Here is a 14766-nt window from a genome sequence, read left to right as displayed (position 1 = left end):
GCTGCCTGCCGGATCAACCGACGGTTACCCAACGTCGCTAATGCGAAGGGATGGTAAAGATCCCCACGATCAAATAGACCAGCAGGGTCGCGATGCCAATCACGATGCCGGTCACCGCCAGGCCGTAGCCGTCTTCACGAGTCCGCTTGATCTGGTTGATGGCGATCGCGCCCAACACGATGCCGACGATCGAGCCGACGCAGCAGAACACGCCGACGAACGCCGAGATCAGCGAGACGATCGCCATGGTGTTCATGCCGGGCTGCGATGGCCCGTAGCCGCCCGGATATTCGGGTCCCGGGTAGTAGCCGCCGGAATATGCGCCCGGATCCGGATAGGAGGCAGGTCCGTAGCCGCCCGGCGATCCCCCATATGGCGGCGGCATGGGCGGAAACGGTGCACCACCGTAGCCCTCTGAAGACGCGGCAGAGGGCTGGTATCCGTGCGGTGCGTAGCCGCCGGGTGGCATCGGTGTTGGATAGTCGGGCGGATACCCCGGCTGGTAGCTAGGCGGGGAGCCGGACGGCGGGTAATCGGCCACCGGCGAAGATGCCGGCGGCGCCCAGGGAGCGTCAGAAAGTGGCTGTTCGGGGGGTTGCTCACCGGCTGGACGCGGTGTGGCCGCGGCATCGTGCGCACTCTCGCCGGAGGAGCCGCCGGGAGCAGTCATGCTGATCAACCTAGCCCGCCGACGATGCGTGCCGGACGGCGGGCTGAGGAGGTGGGCAATTGGGTCTAGCCCGCCGACGATGCGTGCCGGACGGCGGGCTGAGGAGGTGGGCAATTGGGTCTAGCCCGCCGACGATGCGTGCCGGACGGCGGGCTGAGGAGGTGGGCAATTGGGTCTAGCCCGCCGACGATGCGTGCCGGACGGCGGGCTGAGGAGGTGGGCAATTGGGTCTAGCCCGCCGACGATGCGTGCCGGACGGCGGGCTGAGGAGGTGGGCAATCCACCACGCCTCGGTTGCTTGCGGGTTGCGTCGATAGTGTGACGGAAGTAGCTGGACCTGACCGGACATGAAACGATGGCCCTCGAAATAAGGGCGGAGGAGAATTACAACCGATGACTAGCCCATTCCAGCCCGGACAGGTTCCTGGTTCAACATCCGCAGCCGCAGGCGCGGGTCGCCGTGGTGTGCCCGGACTGCCCACCCCGCCGAAAGGTTGGCCGGTCGGGTCGTATCCCACCTACGCCGAGGCGCAGCGCGCGGTCGACTATCTTTCCGAACAGCAGTTCCCGGTCCAACAGGTGACCATTGTTGGCGTTGACCTCATGCAGGTGGAGCGGGTTACGGGCCGGCTGACATGGCCCAAGGTGCTTAGCGGTGGTGTGCTGAGCGGCGCCTGGTTGGGCCTGTTCATCGGTTTGGTGCTCGGGTTCTTCAGCCCCAATCCATGGTCCGCGTTGGTCACCGGTCTGGTCGCCGGGGTGTTCTTCGGGCTGATCACTTCCGCGGTGCCGTACGCAATGGCCCGCGGCACAAGGGATTTCAGTTCGACCATGCAGTTGGTCGCCGGTCGCTACGACGTACTCTGTGATCCGCAAAACGCGGAAAAGGCGCGGGATCTGCTGGCACGACTGGCGATCTGACGCCGGACGAGAGGCAAGTGTGGTCATGAGTCGCGGGCCGATGCGGCGGCTGAGCGCTGTCGTGCTGGCCGCGTTGACTACTGCGGTGGTGTCGTCGGCGTGCGGGTCCCGCGGCCACGGGCTGGTGATTAGCTTCTACACGCCCGCCAACGAGGGCGCGGCGTTCACCGCAGTTGCCCAGCGTTGCAACCAGCAGTTCGGTGGCCGGTTCACGGTTAAGCAGGTCAGTTTGCCCAGAGCTCCCAATGAGCAGCGGCTGCAACTGGCCCGGCGGCTGACCGGCAATGACCACACCCTTGACGTGATGGCCCTGGATGTGGTGTGGACGGCGGAATTCGCCGAAGCGGGGTGGGCGCTGCCGCTGTCGGACGACCCAGCGGGGCTGGCCGAGAGTGACGCCACCGCCGATACCCTGCCGGGCCCGCTTGCGACGGCCCGCTGGAAGCACAAGCTGTACGGGGCACCCGTCACCACGAATACTCAATTGCTCTGGTACCGGCCAGATTTGTTGAATGACCCGCCAACCGACTGGAACGGCATGGTCGCTGAGGCGGCCCGGCTGCACGCGGCGGGAAAGCCCAGCTGGCTCGGGGTACAGGGCAGTCAGGGCGAGGGCCTGGTGGTGTGGTTCAACACGCTGCTGGTGAGCGCTGGTGGAGCGGTCCTCTCTGAGGATGGCCGGCACGTCACCTTGACCGATACCCCCGCACACCGGGCGGCGACGGTCGGCGCACTGCAGATCCTGAAGTCGGTGGCCACCGCGCCTGGAGCCGACCCGTCGATCACCCGGACCGAAGAGGGCAGCGCGCGGTTGGCCTTCGAACAGGGTAAGGCCGCGCTCGAAGTCAACTGGCCGTTCGTGCTGGCGTCCATGCTCGAGAACGCGGTGAAGGGCGGTGTGCCCTTCCTGCCGCTCAACCGGATTCCGGAGCTAGCCGACAGCATCAACGACGTCGGGACGTTCACCCCAAGCGACGAGCAGTTCCGCATCGCGTATGCGGCCAGCCGGAAGGTGTTCGGTTTCGCGCCCTATCCGGGTGTGCAGCCGGGCCAGCCGGCCAAGGTGACGATCGGGGGGTTGAACCTGGCGGTGGCCAAGACGAGCCGCCATCGAGCGGAGGCATTCGAGGCGGTGCGCTGCCTGCGTGACCTGCGGAATCAGAAGTACGTCGCGCTCGAAGGGGGTTTGCCCCCGGTGCGGGGATCGCTCTACTCCGATCCGCAATTCCAGGCGAAATATCCGATGCACTCCGTCATTCGGCGGCAGCTCACCGACGCCGCGGTGCGGCCGGCGACGCCGGTGTACCAGGCGTTGTCCATCCGGCTTGCGGCGGCGCTGAGCCCGATCACCGCGATCGACCCGGAGTCCACGGCGGACAAACTCGCCGCACAGGCGCAGAAAGCCATCGACGGCAGGGGCCTGCTTCCGTGACCTCCGTTGGACAGCGGACCGCTATCCCGGTCCTTTCCCGCACCGGGAACCGCAGGGCCGAAAGGCGACTGGCGTTCATTCTGGTCGCACCCGCGGTGATCTTGATGCTGGCGGTGACGGCCTATCCGATCGGTTACGCGCTGTGGCTGAGCCTGCAGCGCAACAACCTGGCCACCCCGAACGACACCGCGTTCATCGGCCTGAACAACTATCAAACGATCCTGACCGACCGGTATTGGTGGACGGCGCTAGCGGTGACGCTGGCGATCACGGTGGTTTCGGTGACGATCGAGTTCGTATTGGGCCTGGCGCTCGCGCTGGCGATGCACCGCACGCTGATCGGGAAGGGGTTGGTGCGCACCGCGGTGCTCATTCCGTACGGGATCGTCACGGTGGTCGCGTCGTACAGCTGGTACTACGCCTGGACGCCTGGCACCGGGTATCTCGCCAACCTGCTGCCGCAAGGTAGCGCGCCACTGACGCAACAGATCCCGTCGTTGGGCATTGTCGTGATCGCCGAGGTCTGGAAAACGACGCCATTCATGTCGCTGCTGCTTTTGGCGGGGTTGGCGCTGGTCCCCGAGGACCTGCTGAAGGCCGCGCAGGTCGACGGGGCCGGCGCTTGGCGACGCTTGACGAAGATCATCTTGCCGATGATCAAGCCGGCGATCGTCGTTGCTCTGCTCTTCAGGACTCTGGACGCATTCCGGATCTTTGACAACATCTATGTGCTGACCGGGGGCAACAACAGCACCCAGTCAGTGTCGATCCTGGGCTATGACAACCTGTTCAAGGGGTTCAATGTGGGCCTTGGTTCGGCGATCAGCGTGCTGATCTTCGGCTGTGTCGCCATCATTGCGTTCATCTTCATCAAGCTGTTCGGCGCTGCGGCGCCCGGAGGTGCGGCAAATGGGCGCTGAGCAGGCAGGCGCGCGACGCGTCACATACTGGGCCGTTGTCGACACCCTGATCGTGGCGTACGCGTTGCTCCCGGTGCTGTGGATTTTCAGCCTGTCACTCAAGCCGACGTCAACGGTCAAAGACGGCAAGCTGATTCCGTCGACGGTAACTTTCGACAACTACCGCGGCATCTTCCGGGGCGAATTGTTCAGCTCGGCGTTGATCAACTCCATCGGCATCGGTCTGATCACAACCCTGATCGCGGTGGTGCTCGGCGCGATGGCGGCCTACCCGGTTGCCCGGCTGGAGTTTCCGGGCAAGCGGCTACTGATCGGCACCACCCTGCTGATCACGATGTTTCCGGCGATCTCGTTGGTCACACCGTTGTTCAACATCGAACGTGCCATCGGCCTGTTCGACACCTGGCCTGGGCTGATCTTGCCGTACATCACCTTTGCGCTGCCACTCGCGATCTACACGCTGTCGGCGTTCTTCCGGGAAATCCCGTGGGATTTGGAGAGGGCGGCCAAGATGGACGGCGCGACGCCCGGTCAGGCCTTCCGTAGGGTCATTGCGCCGCTGGCGGCGCCGGGCTTGGTGACCGCCGCGATCCTGGTGTTCATTTTCGCCTGGAACGACCTGCTGCTTGCGTTATCGCTGACCGCCACCAAGGCGGCGATCACCGCGCCGGTGGCCATCGCCAACTTCACCGGCAGTTCGCAATTCGAGGAGCCGACCGGATCGATTGCGGCCGGTGCGATCGTGATTACGATCCCGATCATCGTCTTCGTTTTAATCTTCCAACGACGGATTGTCGCCGGGTTGACCTCTGGCGCTGTGAAGGGATAGCGCGATGGCCGAAATTGTGCTTGAGCACGTCAACAAGAGTTACCCCGACGGTCACTCAGCGGTGCGCGACCTCAACATCACCATCGCCGACGGCGAATTCCTGATCCTGGTTGGCCCTTCCGGCTGTGGCAAGACCACGACACTGAATATGATTGCTGGACTTGAAGATATCTCGTCGGGAGAACTGCGGATCGGCGGCGAGCGGGTAAACGAGAAGGCGCCAAAGGACCGCGACATCGCAATGGTGTTCCAGTCGTACGCGCTGTACCCGCATATGACGGTGCGGCAGAACATCGCGTTCCCGCTGACCTTGGCGAAGATGAAGAAGGCTGATATTGCGCAGAAGGTCTCCGAGACTGCAAAAATCCTCGACCTGACCGCTCTTTTGGACCGCAAGCCCTCGCAATTGTCGGGTGGCCAGCGACAGCGGGTCGCGATGGGCAGGGCTATCGTGCGCCATCCCAAGGCGTTTCTGATGGACGAGCCGCTGTCCAACCTGGACGCAAAACTGCGGGTACAGATGCGCGGCGAGATTGCCCAGCTGCAGCGGAGACTGGGCACCACCACCGTCTACGTCACTCACGACCAGACCGAGGCAATGACGTTGGGTGATCGCGTGGTGGTGATGCACGGGGGTGTCGCACAGCAGATCGGCACGCCTGAAGAGCTTTACGAGCGGCCCGCCAATCTATTCGTCGCGGGCTTTATCGGCTCGCCGGCCATGAATTTCTTCCCAGCCACGCTGAACTCGATCGGACTGAACCTGCCGTTCGGCGAGGTGACGTTGGCGCCGGAAATCCGGGAGGTGATCGCCGGGCACCCGAAACCGGAAAACGTCATCGTCGGGGTGCGGCCGGAGCGTATCCAGGACGCAGCATTGATCGACGCGTACCAGCGCATCAGGGCGCTGGTCTTCCAGGTGAAGGTCAACCTGGTCGAATCGCTGGGCTCCGACAAATACGTGTACTTCACCACCGCGGGTTGTGCCGTGCATGCCGCGCAGTTGGACGAACTGGCTGGTGTGGACGGGGAGTCGGAGGCGCACGAGAATCAGTTCGTGGCGCGGGTTTCCGCTGAATCGAGGGCAGCCATCGGGCAATCGATCGAGTTGGCTTTTGACACCGCCAAACTTGCGGTGTTCGACGCCGACTCCGGCGTAAACCTGACGGTTGCTGCGCCCACCCCGAAGTGACGCAGACCGTCGACCAAGTACGCGCACACCTGCGCGACCACTTCGGCACCGAGCCCGAGTCCGCTAGCGTGACCTTCCTGGGTGCCGAAACCATCGAGGTGCTGCGATTCCGCTCCGCGCCAGACGGATTGGTGCACTACGTATCGCTGGGCTGCTCGCGTCACCCGATGCTCGATCCCACCCAGATGCTCCCCGACCGGGCACGTGGCCCCCGTGCTGAGGTTGTGCTGTGCCTACGCAGTCCCGGGCCGGTCACCGGGCTGGCGCGCAGCCTGGCGGTACTGGCGGCGACACCGGCCGTCGATGGCGTGGTGCTAGCACCGGACGCGCTGATCGACCTGGGCTCCCCGCTCTGGGCACGGCACTCGGGCCGGGTGCCGTTCACCGCGGTGTTGTTGGGCCGCAGCGATATTCCTGAGCTAGCGCTGCAACCACCGGGTGACCCGGTGCGCTTTCTGTCCGCGACGCCCATCACAGCGACCGAGGCGGCCTGGGTGCGGCTCAAGGGTGTGGACGCGATGCGAGAGGCGTGGCAGAACGATCGCGTCGATGTGCTGGATCCGTATCGGCCGGCCGCACAACCTCGCTAGGCCCCGCCGGAGCCAGATCGAGCTAAAGCCAGTTTCGGTTACGGAAAACGCCATACAGGAACAAGCAGACGACGACCATGCTGCCGATCACCGCCGGATAACCCCACCTCGAGTCCAGCTCGGGCATGAAGTGGAAGTTCATGCCGTAGATGCCCGCGATCATGGTGGGGACCGCGATGATACCCGCCCACGCCGATATCTTGCGCATGTCCATGTTCTGCTGCATGCCGACCCGGGCCAGCGCCGCCTGCACCAGCGAGTTGAGCATGTCGTCGTAGCTGGCGATCTGGTCGGCGGCTTCGGTCTGGTGGTCGGCGACGTCGCGCAGGTAGCGGCGCACTTCTTTCGAAATGAGGTCTTTGTTCTCGGTCTGCATTCGCTGGAATGCGGTCGACAGCGGGTTCACGCATCGGCGCAGCTCGACCACTTCCCGTTTGAGCAGATAGATCGGTTCGACGTCGAGCTTGCGGCCCGGCGCGAAAGCCACTTCCTCGATGCTGTCGATATCGGTCTCCATCAGGTTGGTCACCTCGAGGTAGTGGTCCACGACGTAGTCGGCGATGGCGTGCATCACCGCATACGGTCCCAACCGCAGATGCTCGGCGTCGGCATCCATCCGCTTGCGCACGTCGGACAGCCCGCCGTGTTCGCCGTGGCGGACGGTGACCACAAAGTCCTTGCCGACGAAGATCATGATTTCACCGGTTTCGACGATCTCGCGGGCCAACACCACCGATTCGTGCGGGACGTAATTGACGGTCTTTAGGACGAGGAACAGCGTCTCGTCGTAGCGCTCCAACTTGGGCCGCTGGTGGGCGTGCACGGCGTCCTCGACTGCCAGCGGGTGCAATCCGAAAACGTCGGCCACGTCCTGCATCTGGCTTTCATCGGGCTCGTGTAGCCCGATCCAGACGAACGCTTCCTGCCCCGCCAGTTCGATCTGGCGCACCTCGCGCACCGCGGCGGCGTAGGTGTACTTGCTGGGCAGCCGCTGGCCAGCGACATAGACGCCGCAGTCGACCAAGGCTTGGGCTGGCTGCTGGAGAACGGGCTGAACGTATTGCGGCCGGGGCCGCGCGACTGGTCTGAGCGCCTCAGGCAATGCGTCAAACCCAGGGAACACATCAATCTCCGATCGCAAGGTAGGTCTGATCGGGCGGTGCTCCAGGTTACGCGTCCTGGAATGAAATTTGGTAAAGGTCGTCGTGGCCGTGGGTTATTTGCGGTTGCCCGGCGAATTCGGTCCGGTGCGGGTGCGCTAGTTTCGACCCGAAGCCATAGGAATCCGTAAGGAGCAGAACCGACGTGAGTGCTAGTCCTCTCAAGGTCGCCGTGACCGGTGCCGCCGGCCAGATCGGCTACAGCCTGTTGTTCCGCCTGGCCAGCGGCTCGTTGCTGGGCCCCGACCGCCCAATCGAGCTGCGGTTGCTCGAGATCGAGCCGGCGCTCAAGGCGCTTGAGGGTGTGGTGATGGAACTCGACGACTGCGCGTTCAGATTACTAGCCGGCGTGGAGATCGGTGCGGATCCCAACAAGATCTTCAACGGTGTCAACCTGGCCCTGCTGGTCGGCGCCCGTCCGCGGGGCCCGGGCATGGAACGAAGTGACCTGCTCGAGGCCAACGGGGCGATCTTCACCGCTCAGGGCAAAGCCCTCAACGAGGTCGCCGCGGATGACGTTCGCGTCGGCGTGACCGGCAATCCGGCCAACACCAATGCGCTAATCGCGATGACCAACGCCCCCGACATCCCGCGGGAGCGGTTCTCCGCGTTGACCCGTCTGGACCACAATCGGGCCATCTCGCAGCTGGCCGCGAAGACCGGTGCCGCGGTCACCGACATCAAGAAGATGACGATCTGGGGCAACCACTCGGCCACCCAGTACCCCGACCTGTTCCACGCCGAGGTCGGCGGCAAGAATGCGGCCGAGGTCGTGGGTGACCAGGCCTGGATCGAGGACTACTTCATCCCCACGGTCGCCAAGCGCGGTGCGGCGATCATCGACGCGCGCGGCGCATCGTCGGCCGCCTCGGCCGCGTCGGCGACAACCGACGCCGCGCGGGATTGGTTACTGGGCACCCCGGCGGACGACTGGGTGTCGATGGCGGTTGTTTCCGACGGGTCTTATGGCGTGCCGGAGGGCCTGATTTCCTCGTTCCCGGTGACCACCAAGAACGGGAACTGGTCCATCGTCGGTGGCCTGGAGATCGACGGCTTCTCCCGCGGCCGGATCGACAAGTCGACCGCCGAGCTAGCCGACGAGCGCAGCGCGGTCACCGAGCTGGGTCTGATCTGACTGCCCTGGCGTCAGGTCAGCCGGTTAGGCCGTGTTGACCCCTAGGCGCCGGTCGCGGTGCCGGGGGTTTCCCGGGACGAACCCGGCACGCGGATTGAACGCATGCAGCCCATCGGTGGGATGGGGGGATCGGGTGAGGATCATTAGGCTCCTCGCGTTGTTGCTCGCCGCTGTGCTTGCGATTTCTGGCGTGGCTGGCTGCTCGGCCGACACCACCGATCGCCACCCGGAGTTGGCAGTCGGATCCACGCCGGACGCCGAGTCGGTCCTGCTGGCCGGCATCTACGTCGCGGCGTTGCGGTCATACGGTTTCGCGGCGCGCCCCGAAACCGCCGCCGACCCGATCGCGAAATTGGACTCCGGGGTATTCACCGTCGTGCCCGTCTTCACCGGCCAGCTGTTGCACACCTTGCAGCCCGACGCGTCGGTGCTCTCCGACGCCCAGGTCTACCGCGCGATGATCTCGGCCCTACCCGAGGGCATCGCGGCCGGCGACTACACCACCGCCGCCGAGGACAAACCCGCGCTGTTGGTGACTCAACCCACCGCCAAGGCCTGGGGCGGTAGCGATCTCAGCCTGCTGCCCAGCCACTGCGGTGGGTTGGTGGTCGGGCGCGTCGCTGGCGCCCACACGCCCGCGGTAGTGGGATCCTGCCGGCTGCCGGCCCCGCGTGAATTTGGCAATGGCACATCGATGTTGACCGCGCTGCGGTCCGGCCAGCTGACCGTGGCCTGGACCACCACTGCCGACCCCGACATTCCCGGCGACCTCGTCGTTTTGGCCGGCGGCAAACCCGCGCTGATCCGGGCCGAGAACCTGGTGCCGCTGTATCGCCGCAACGCGCTGACCGATCGGCAGTTACTGGCGATCAACGAAATAGCCGGCGTCCTGGACACCGCCGCCCTGGCCGAGATGCGCCGCCAAGTGGCCGGCGGCGCGGCTCCGCTTGCGGTGGCCAGTGGGTGGTTAGCCGAACACCCGCTGGGGCGATGAGGTCCTCGCCATCGAATGTGCGTCGGTGGCGTCGATCCTGCACGCGGGGCGTGATTTTCGACGTTTGGGCGCCCTCACCGCAGTGCGGGCGGATGGACCAGACGCCGTAGTCAGCGGGGGATCAGCCGGCTGACTACGGGCAGGAACACCCCTTGATATCCAGAACCGGTCAGCCGTACCAATAGATCCAAGACCTTGGCGTCCGGACCGACCAGCACCCGAGCCTTGTTCCTGCGCACCGCTGCCAGGATGATGTGCGCGGCTCGTTGCGGGCTGGTACGGGCCACCCGCTTGTCGAACGCGCTGGCCAGCTCGGCCTGGTCCAATCCCTCGGCGGCGGATGCATTGCGGGCGATCGCGGTCCTGATACCCCCGGGGTGCACCGTCGTCACCCGCACCGGGTGGCCGGCCAGCACCATTTCTTGACGCAATGCCTCGGTGAAGCCGCGGACCGCGAACTTGGCCGAGTTGTACGCCGCTTGTCCCGGCACCGAGAACAACCCGAACACACTGGAGATGTTGATGACGTGACCGTCCCCTGAGGCGATCAAATGCGGAAGGAACGCCTTGGTGCCGTTCACCACGCCCCAGAAATCGACGTCCATCACCCGTTCGATGTCCTTGAACTGGCTCACTTCGACGTCGCCGGTGAAGGCGATGCCGGCGTTGTTGTAGATCTGGTTCACCTTGCCGAAGTGCTCGTTGACCGCGTCGGCGTAGGCCAGGAAGGCCGCGCGCTCGGTCACGTCGAGGCGATCGGTCTTGACCTGGGTGCCAATCGCCTTCAGTTGGTCTTCGGTGCGTGCCAGGCCTTCGGTGTCGACGTCGCTGATCGCCAGCTTGGCACCGGAGCGGGCCAGCTCGATTGCCAGCGCTTGCCCGATACCCGATCCTGCGCCGGTAACCACGGCGACCTTCCCAGCGAACCCCTCCATGAGCGCTCTCCCTCAACTCGGTTCGTGATCGAGGTTAACCGGTACCGGCGGTCCCCGATTCTGGCGGGGGCGCTGGAGCCGGTCACCCGATTGCCCGGCTCCTCACTCGCGCCGTTCAGCTGCGCGAACTCAGCCGAACGCGGTGTCGAGGATCTCCTGCTGCTCGACGGCGTGGACCTTCGACGAGCCGGAGGACGGGGCCGACATGGCCCGGCGCGAGATCCGCTTGATCCCGGCCAAATTGTCGGGCAGTAGCTCGGGTAGCTCGAGCCCGAACCGCGGCCACGCACCCTGGTTGGCCGGCTCCTCCTGGACCCAGAAGAACTCGTTGGCGTTGTCGTAGCGGTCCAGCGTTTCGCGCAGCCGGCGCCGCGGCAGCGGGGCAAGCTGTTCCATCCGCACGATCGCGATGTCGTCACGCTTGTCTTTGGCCTTGCGGGCAGCCAGCTCGTAATAGATCTTTCCGCTGGTCAGCAGGATCCGGGTGACCTTGCTGCGGTCGCCGATGCCGTCCTCGTAGGTGGGTTCCTCCAGTACCGAGCGGAACTTGATCTCGGTGAAGTCCTTGATGTCGCTGACCGCGGCCTTGTTGCGCAACATCGATTTCGGCGTGAAAACGATCAGCGGACGCTGGATACCGTCGAGGGCGTGCCGGCGCAGTAGGTGGAAGTAGTTCGACGGCGTCGACGGCACCGCAATGGTCATCGAACCTTCCGCCCACAACTGCAAGAAGCGTTCGATCCGGCCGGAAGTGTGGTCCGGGCCCTGCCCCTCGTGCCCGTGCGGCAGCAGCAGCACCACATTGGACAACTGGCCCCACTTGGCCTCACCGGAGCTGATGAACTCGTCGATGATCGACTGCGCGCCGTTGACGAAGTCACCGAACTGCGCCTCCCAGAGCACCACGGCGTCCGGGTTGCCCACGGTGTAGCCGTACTCGAAGCCGACGGCGGCGTACTCCGACAGCGGAGAGTCGTAGACCAGGAACTTTCCGCCGGTGGGGCTGCCGTCTTTGTTGGTGGCCAGCAGCTGCAGCGGGGTGAACTCCACGCCAGTATTGCGGTCGATGATCACCGAATGCCGTTGGGAGAAGGTGCCGCGGCGGGTGTCTTGCCCCGACAACCGCACCAGCTTGCCCTCGGCCACCAGTGAACCCAGCGCTAGCAGCTCGGCGAAGGCCCAGTCGATCTTGCCTTCGTAGGCCATCTCCCGGCGTTTTTCCAGCACCGGCTTGACTCGCGGGTGCGCGGTAAATCCGTCGGGCACGGCGAGGAACGCATCGCCGATCCGGGCCAGCAGCGACTTGTCCACCGCGGTGGATAGCCCCGCGGGGATCATCTGGTCGGCCTCCACCGATTCGCTCGGCTGCACACCGTGCTTTTCCAACTCGCGGACCTCGTTGAATACCCGCTCCAGCTGGCCCTGGTAGTCGCGCAGTGCGTCCTCGGCCTCCTTCATCGAGATGTCGCCGCGGCCGATCAGGGCTTCGGTGTAGCTCTTGCGGGCCCCACGCTTGGTATCGACAACGTCGTACATGTAGGGGTTGGTCATCGACGGGTCGTCGCCCTCGTTGTGCCCGCGCCGCCGGTAGCACAGCATGTCGATGACGACGTCCATCTTGAACCTCTGCCGGAAGTCCACAGCCAGCCGCGCCACCCACACGCACGCCTCCGGGTCGTCGCCGTTGACGTGGAAGATCGGCGCCCCGATCATCTTCGCGACGTCGGTGCAGTACTCGCTGGACCTGGAAAACTCCGGCGCGGTGGTGAAGCCGATCTGGTTATTGACGATGATGTGGATGGTGCCGCCGACGCGGTAGCCGGGCAGATTCGCCAGGTTCAGCGTCTCGGCCACCACACCCTGGCCGGCAAATGCGGCGTCTCCGTGCAGCATCAGCGGCACCACCGAGAACGCCCGTTGGCCGTCGCTGTCGATGCTTCCGTGGTCGAGCAGATCCTGCTTGGCCCGCACCAGTCCCTCAAGCACCGGGTCGACGGCCTCCAGATGCGACGGGTTGGCGGTCAGCGACACCTGAATGTCGTTGTCGCCGAACATCTGTAGGTACAGCCCGGTGGCGCCGAGATGGTACTTGACGTCGCCGGAGCCGTGCGCCTGCGAGGGATTCAGGTTGCCCTCGAACTCGGTGAAGATCTGCGAATACGGCTTGCCGACGATGTTGGCCAGCACGTTGAGCCGGCCGCGGTGCGGCATGCCGATGACCACTTCGTCCAGGCCATGCTCGGCGCATTGGTCGATCGCCGCGTCCATCATTGGGATGACGCTTTCGGCGCCCTCCAGCGAGAACCGCTTTTGCCCGACGTACTTGGTCTGCAGGAACGTTTCAAACGCCTCGGCCGCGTTGAGCTTGCTCAGGATGTATTTCTGCTGGGCCACAGTTGGTTTGACGTGCTTGGTCTCGACCCGTTCTTCCAGCCACTCCTTTTGTTCAGGGTCGAGGATGTGCGCGTACTCCACGCCGATGTGCCGGCAATAGGCGTCGCGCAGCAGGCCCAGCACGTCGCGCAGCTTTTTGTACTCCGCACCGGCAAAGCCGTTGACCTTGAACACCCGGTCGAGGTCCCACAGCGTTAGGTTGTGGGTCAGGACCTCGAGGTCGGGGTGACTGCGGAACCGGGTTTTGTCCAGACGCAGCGGATCGGTGTCGGCCATCAAATGGCCGCGGTTGCGGTACGCCGCGATCAACTTCATGACGCGGGCGTTCTTGTCGACGATCGAGTCCGGGTTGTCGGTGCTCCAGCGCACCGGCAGATACGGGATGCTCAGCTCGCGGAAGATCTCGTCCCAGAAGTCGTCCGCGAGCAGCATTTCGTGGATGGTGCGCAGGAAGTCCCCGGACTCAGCACCCTGAATGATGCGGTGGTCGTAGGTGGAGGTCAGCGTGATCAGTTTGCCGATCCCCAGTTCGGCGATGCGCTCTTCGCTGGCGCCCTGAAATTCCGCGGGATACTCCATGGCGCCGACGCCGATGATGGCGCCCTGGCCGGCCATCAGTCGCGGCACCGAGTGCACGGTGCCGATGGTTCCGGGGTTGGTCAGCGAAATCGTCACGCCGGCAAAGTCTTCGGCGGTCAGCTTGCCGTCGCGGGCCCGGCGCACAATGTCCTCGTAGGCGGTGACGAACTGCGCGAATCGCATCGTCTCGCACCGCTTGATGCCGGCCACCACCAGGGAACGCTTGCCGTCTTTGCCTTGTAGGTCGATCGCCAGGCCCAGGTTGGTGTGGGCCGGCGTGACCGAGGTGGGCTTGCCGTCCACCTCGGTGTAGTGCCGGTTCATGTTCGGGAACTTCTGGACCGCCCGCACCAGCGCGTAGCCCAGCAGGTGCGTGAACGAGATCTTGCCGCCGCGGGTCCGCTTCAGCTGGTTGTTGATGACGATCCGGTTGTCGATCAGCAGCTTGGCCGGGACGGCCCGGACACTGGTCGCTGTCGGCACCTCCAGCGAGGCGGACATGTTCTTGACAACGGCCGCGGCGGCGCCGCGCAGCACCTGTACCTCGTCACCTTCGGCCGGTGGGGGAACGGCGGCTTTCGGGGCCGGTGCGGCGACCGCGCCGTTGCTCGCAGCCGCGGTGTCGGCGGGCTTCGCGGGCGCTGTGGCTGCGGTGGGCTTCGCCTGCGGAGCAGCCCGCTCGGCAGCGGGGGGCGGGGTAGCCCGGGCTGGTTCGGCTGCTAGTTCGGAGGTTGGCTCGGGGTTGTAGTCAACCAGGAACTCGTGCCAGCTTGGATCGACCGAGGAGGGGTCGTCGCGGAACTTGCGGTACATCTCCTCGACCAGCCATTCGTTTTGCCCGAATGGTGAACTTATGTTGGCCACGGCCGCTGTTCGCCTCGATTCCTTTGTCCTGCAAGCGCATTGCACGGCGCCTGCGACTTTCTGCACCCCGGCTGGCGGGGCACTTTACCCCCCGGGTGGTCGGTGAAGGGTTACCCACCAGTTCTGACTCATAAAGGCTAACGCTTTGCCT

12 protein-coding genes are annotated in these 14766 nt (G+C 64.9%); 8 read left to right on the top strand and 4 right to left on the bottom strand.

Annotated elements, in window-relative coordinates; translation table 11 throughout:
• Positions 1–37: 37 nt before the first annotated feature.
• On the bottom strand, positions 38–670 hold the full coding sequence (locus tag AADZ55_RS17265) for a DUF4190 domain-containing protein (RefSeq protein ID WP_085326928.1): 633 nt from the start codon (positions 668–670) through the stop codon (positions 38–40).
• A 393-nt stretch (positions 671–1063) separates the two neighbouring features.
• Here AADZ55_RS17265 and AADZ55_RS17260 point away from each other — a divergent pair, with 393 nt between their 5' ends.
• Genes AADZ55_RS17260 through AADZ55_RS17235 form a run of 6 tightly spaced genes read left to right on the top strand, consistent with a single transcriptional unit; the run spans position 1064 to position 6554 of the window.
• Complete coding sequence (locus AADZ55_RS17260) at positions 1064–1591, top strand: general stress protein (RefSeq protein ID WP_085326927.1); 528 nt, start codon at positions 1064–1066, stop codon at positions 1589–1591.
• 19 nt (positions 1592–1610) lie between these two features.
• Positions 1611–3023: an ABC transporter substrate-binding protein gene (locus tag AADZ55_RS17255; RefSeq protein WP_085326926.1), complete on the top strand. Its 1413-nt coding sequence runs from the start codon at positions 1611–1613 to the stop codon at positions 3021–3023.
• Positions 3020–3943: a carbohydrate ABC transporter permease gene (locus tag AADZ55_RS17250; RefSeq protein WP_085326925.1), complete on the top strand. Its 924-nt coding sequence runs from the start codon at positions 3020–3022 to the stop codon at positions 3941–3943. Before AADZ55_RS17255 ends, AADZ55_RS17250 begins: the two co-directional genes overlap by 4 nt.
• Entirely contained in the window at positions 3933–4772 is an 840-nt protein-coding gene (gene sugB, locus AADZ55_RS17245) for a trehalose ABC transporter permease SugB (protein WP_085326924.1), read from the top strand. The genes AADZ55_RS17250 and sugB overlap by 11 nt, the downstream gene beginning before the upstream one ends.
• A gap of 4 nt (positions 4773–4776) precedes the next feature.
• Positions 4777–5964: an ABC transporter ATP-binding protein gene (locus AADZ55_RS17240; RefSeq protein ID WP_085326923.1), complete on the top strand. Its 1188-nt coding sequence runs from the start codon at positions 4777–4779 to the stop codon at positions 5962–5964.
• On the top strand, positions 5961–6554 hold the full coding sequence (locus AADZ55_RS17235; RefSeq protein WP_085326922.1) for a suppressor of fused domain protein: 594 nt from the start codon (positions 5961–5963) through the stop codon (positions 6552–6554). Before AADZ55_RS17240 ends, AADZ55_RS17235 begins: the two co-directional genes overlap by 4 nt.
• Before the next feature lie 22 nt (positions 6555–6576).
• On the opposite strand, the gene corA is transcribed toward AADZ55_RS17235, so the two are convergent.
• Positions 6577–7677 (bottom strand): magnesium/cobalt transporter CorA, encoded by a 1101-nt coding sequence (corA, locus tag AADZ55_RS17230; protein ID WP_085326921.1) that lies wholly within the window; start codon positions 7675–7677, stop codon positions 6577–6579.
• 182 nt (positions 7678–7859) lie between these two features.
• Between corA and AADZ55_RS17225 the strand changes: the two genes are divergently transcribed.
• A complete protein-coding gene (locus tag AADZ55_RS17225) occupies positions 7860–8849 on the top strand; it encodes a malate dehydrogenase (RefSeq protein WP_085326920.1) in 990 nt (329 codons plus the stop codon).
• Positions 8850–8982: 133 nt separating this feature from the next.
• On the top strand, positions 8983–9843 hold the full coding sequence (locus AADZ55_RS17220; protein ID WP_085326919.1) for a glycine betaine ABC transporter substrate-binding protein: 861 nt from the start codon (positions 8983–8985) through the stop codon (positions 9841–9843).
• 110 nt (positions 9844–9953) lie between these two features.
• Here the strand turns inward: AADZ55_RS17220 and AADZ55_RS17215 are convergent, their stop codons facing one another.
• Together AADZ55_RS17215 and AADZ55_RS17210 are read right to left on the bottom strand one after the other, a co-directional pair.
• The gene (locus AADZ55_RS17215; protein ID WP_085326918.1) at positions 9954–10778 is read right to left on the bottom strand and encodes an SDR family NAD(P)-dependent oxidoreductase; all 825 of its coding nucleotides are present in this window, start codon (positions 10776–10778) and stop codon (positions 9954–9956) included.
• Between the two features lie 129 nt (positions 10779–10907).
• Positions 10908–14615 (bottom strand): multifunctional oxoglutarate decarboxylase/oxoglutarate dehydrogenase thiamine pyrophosphate-binding subunit/dihydrolipoyllysine-residue succinyltransferase subunit, encoded by a 3708-nt coding sequence (locus AADZ55_RS17210; protein WP_085326917.1) that lies wholly within the window; start codon positions 14613–14615, stop codon positions 10908–10910.
• Between the last annotated feature and the right edge of the window lie 151 nt (positions 14616–14766).

This window comes from Mycobacterium decipiens (genome assembly GCF_963853665.1).
GTDB classification, from domain to species: domain Bacteria; phylum Actinomycetota; class Actinomycetes; order Mycobacteriales; family Mycobacteriaceae; genus Mycobacterium; species Mycobacterium decipiens.
Note: the sequence above shows the minus strand (reverse complement) of the source record. Positions and strands in the feature narration are given on the sequence as shown.

Excerpts from the sequence above, each read along its gene's own strand:
- AADZ55_RS17260 (WP_085326927.1), top strand. The coding sequence starts at position 1,064 with ATGACTAGCCCATTCCAGCCCGGACAGGTTCCTGGTTCAACATCCGCA.
- AADZ55_RS17240 (WP_085326923.1), top strand. The coding sequence starts at position 4,777 with ATGGCCGAAATTGTGCTTGAGCACGTCAACAAGAGTTACCCCGACGGT.
- AADZ55_RS17265 (WP_085326928.1), bottom strand. The coding sequence starts at position 670 with ATGACTGCTCCCGGCGGCTCCTCCGGCGAGAGTGCGCACGATGCCGCG.
- sugB (WP_085326924.1), top strand. The coding sequence starts at position 3,933 with ATGGGCGCTGAGCAGGCAGGCGCGCGACGCGTCACATACTGGGCCGTT.
- AADZ55_RS17215 (WP_085326918.1), bottom strand. The coding sequence starts at position 10,778 with ATGGAGGGGTTCGCTGGGAAGGTCGCCGTGGTTACCGGCGCAGGATCG.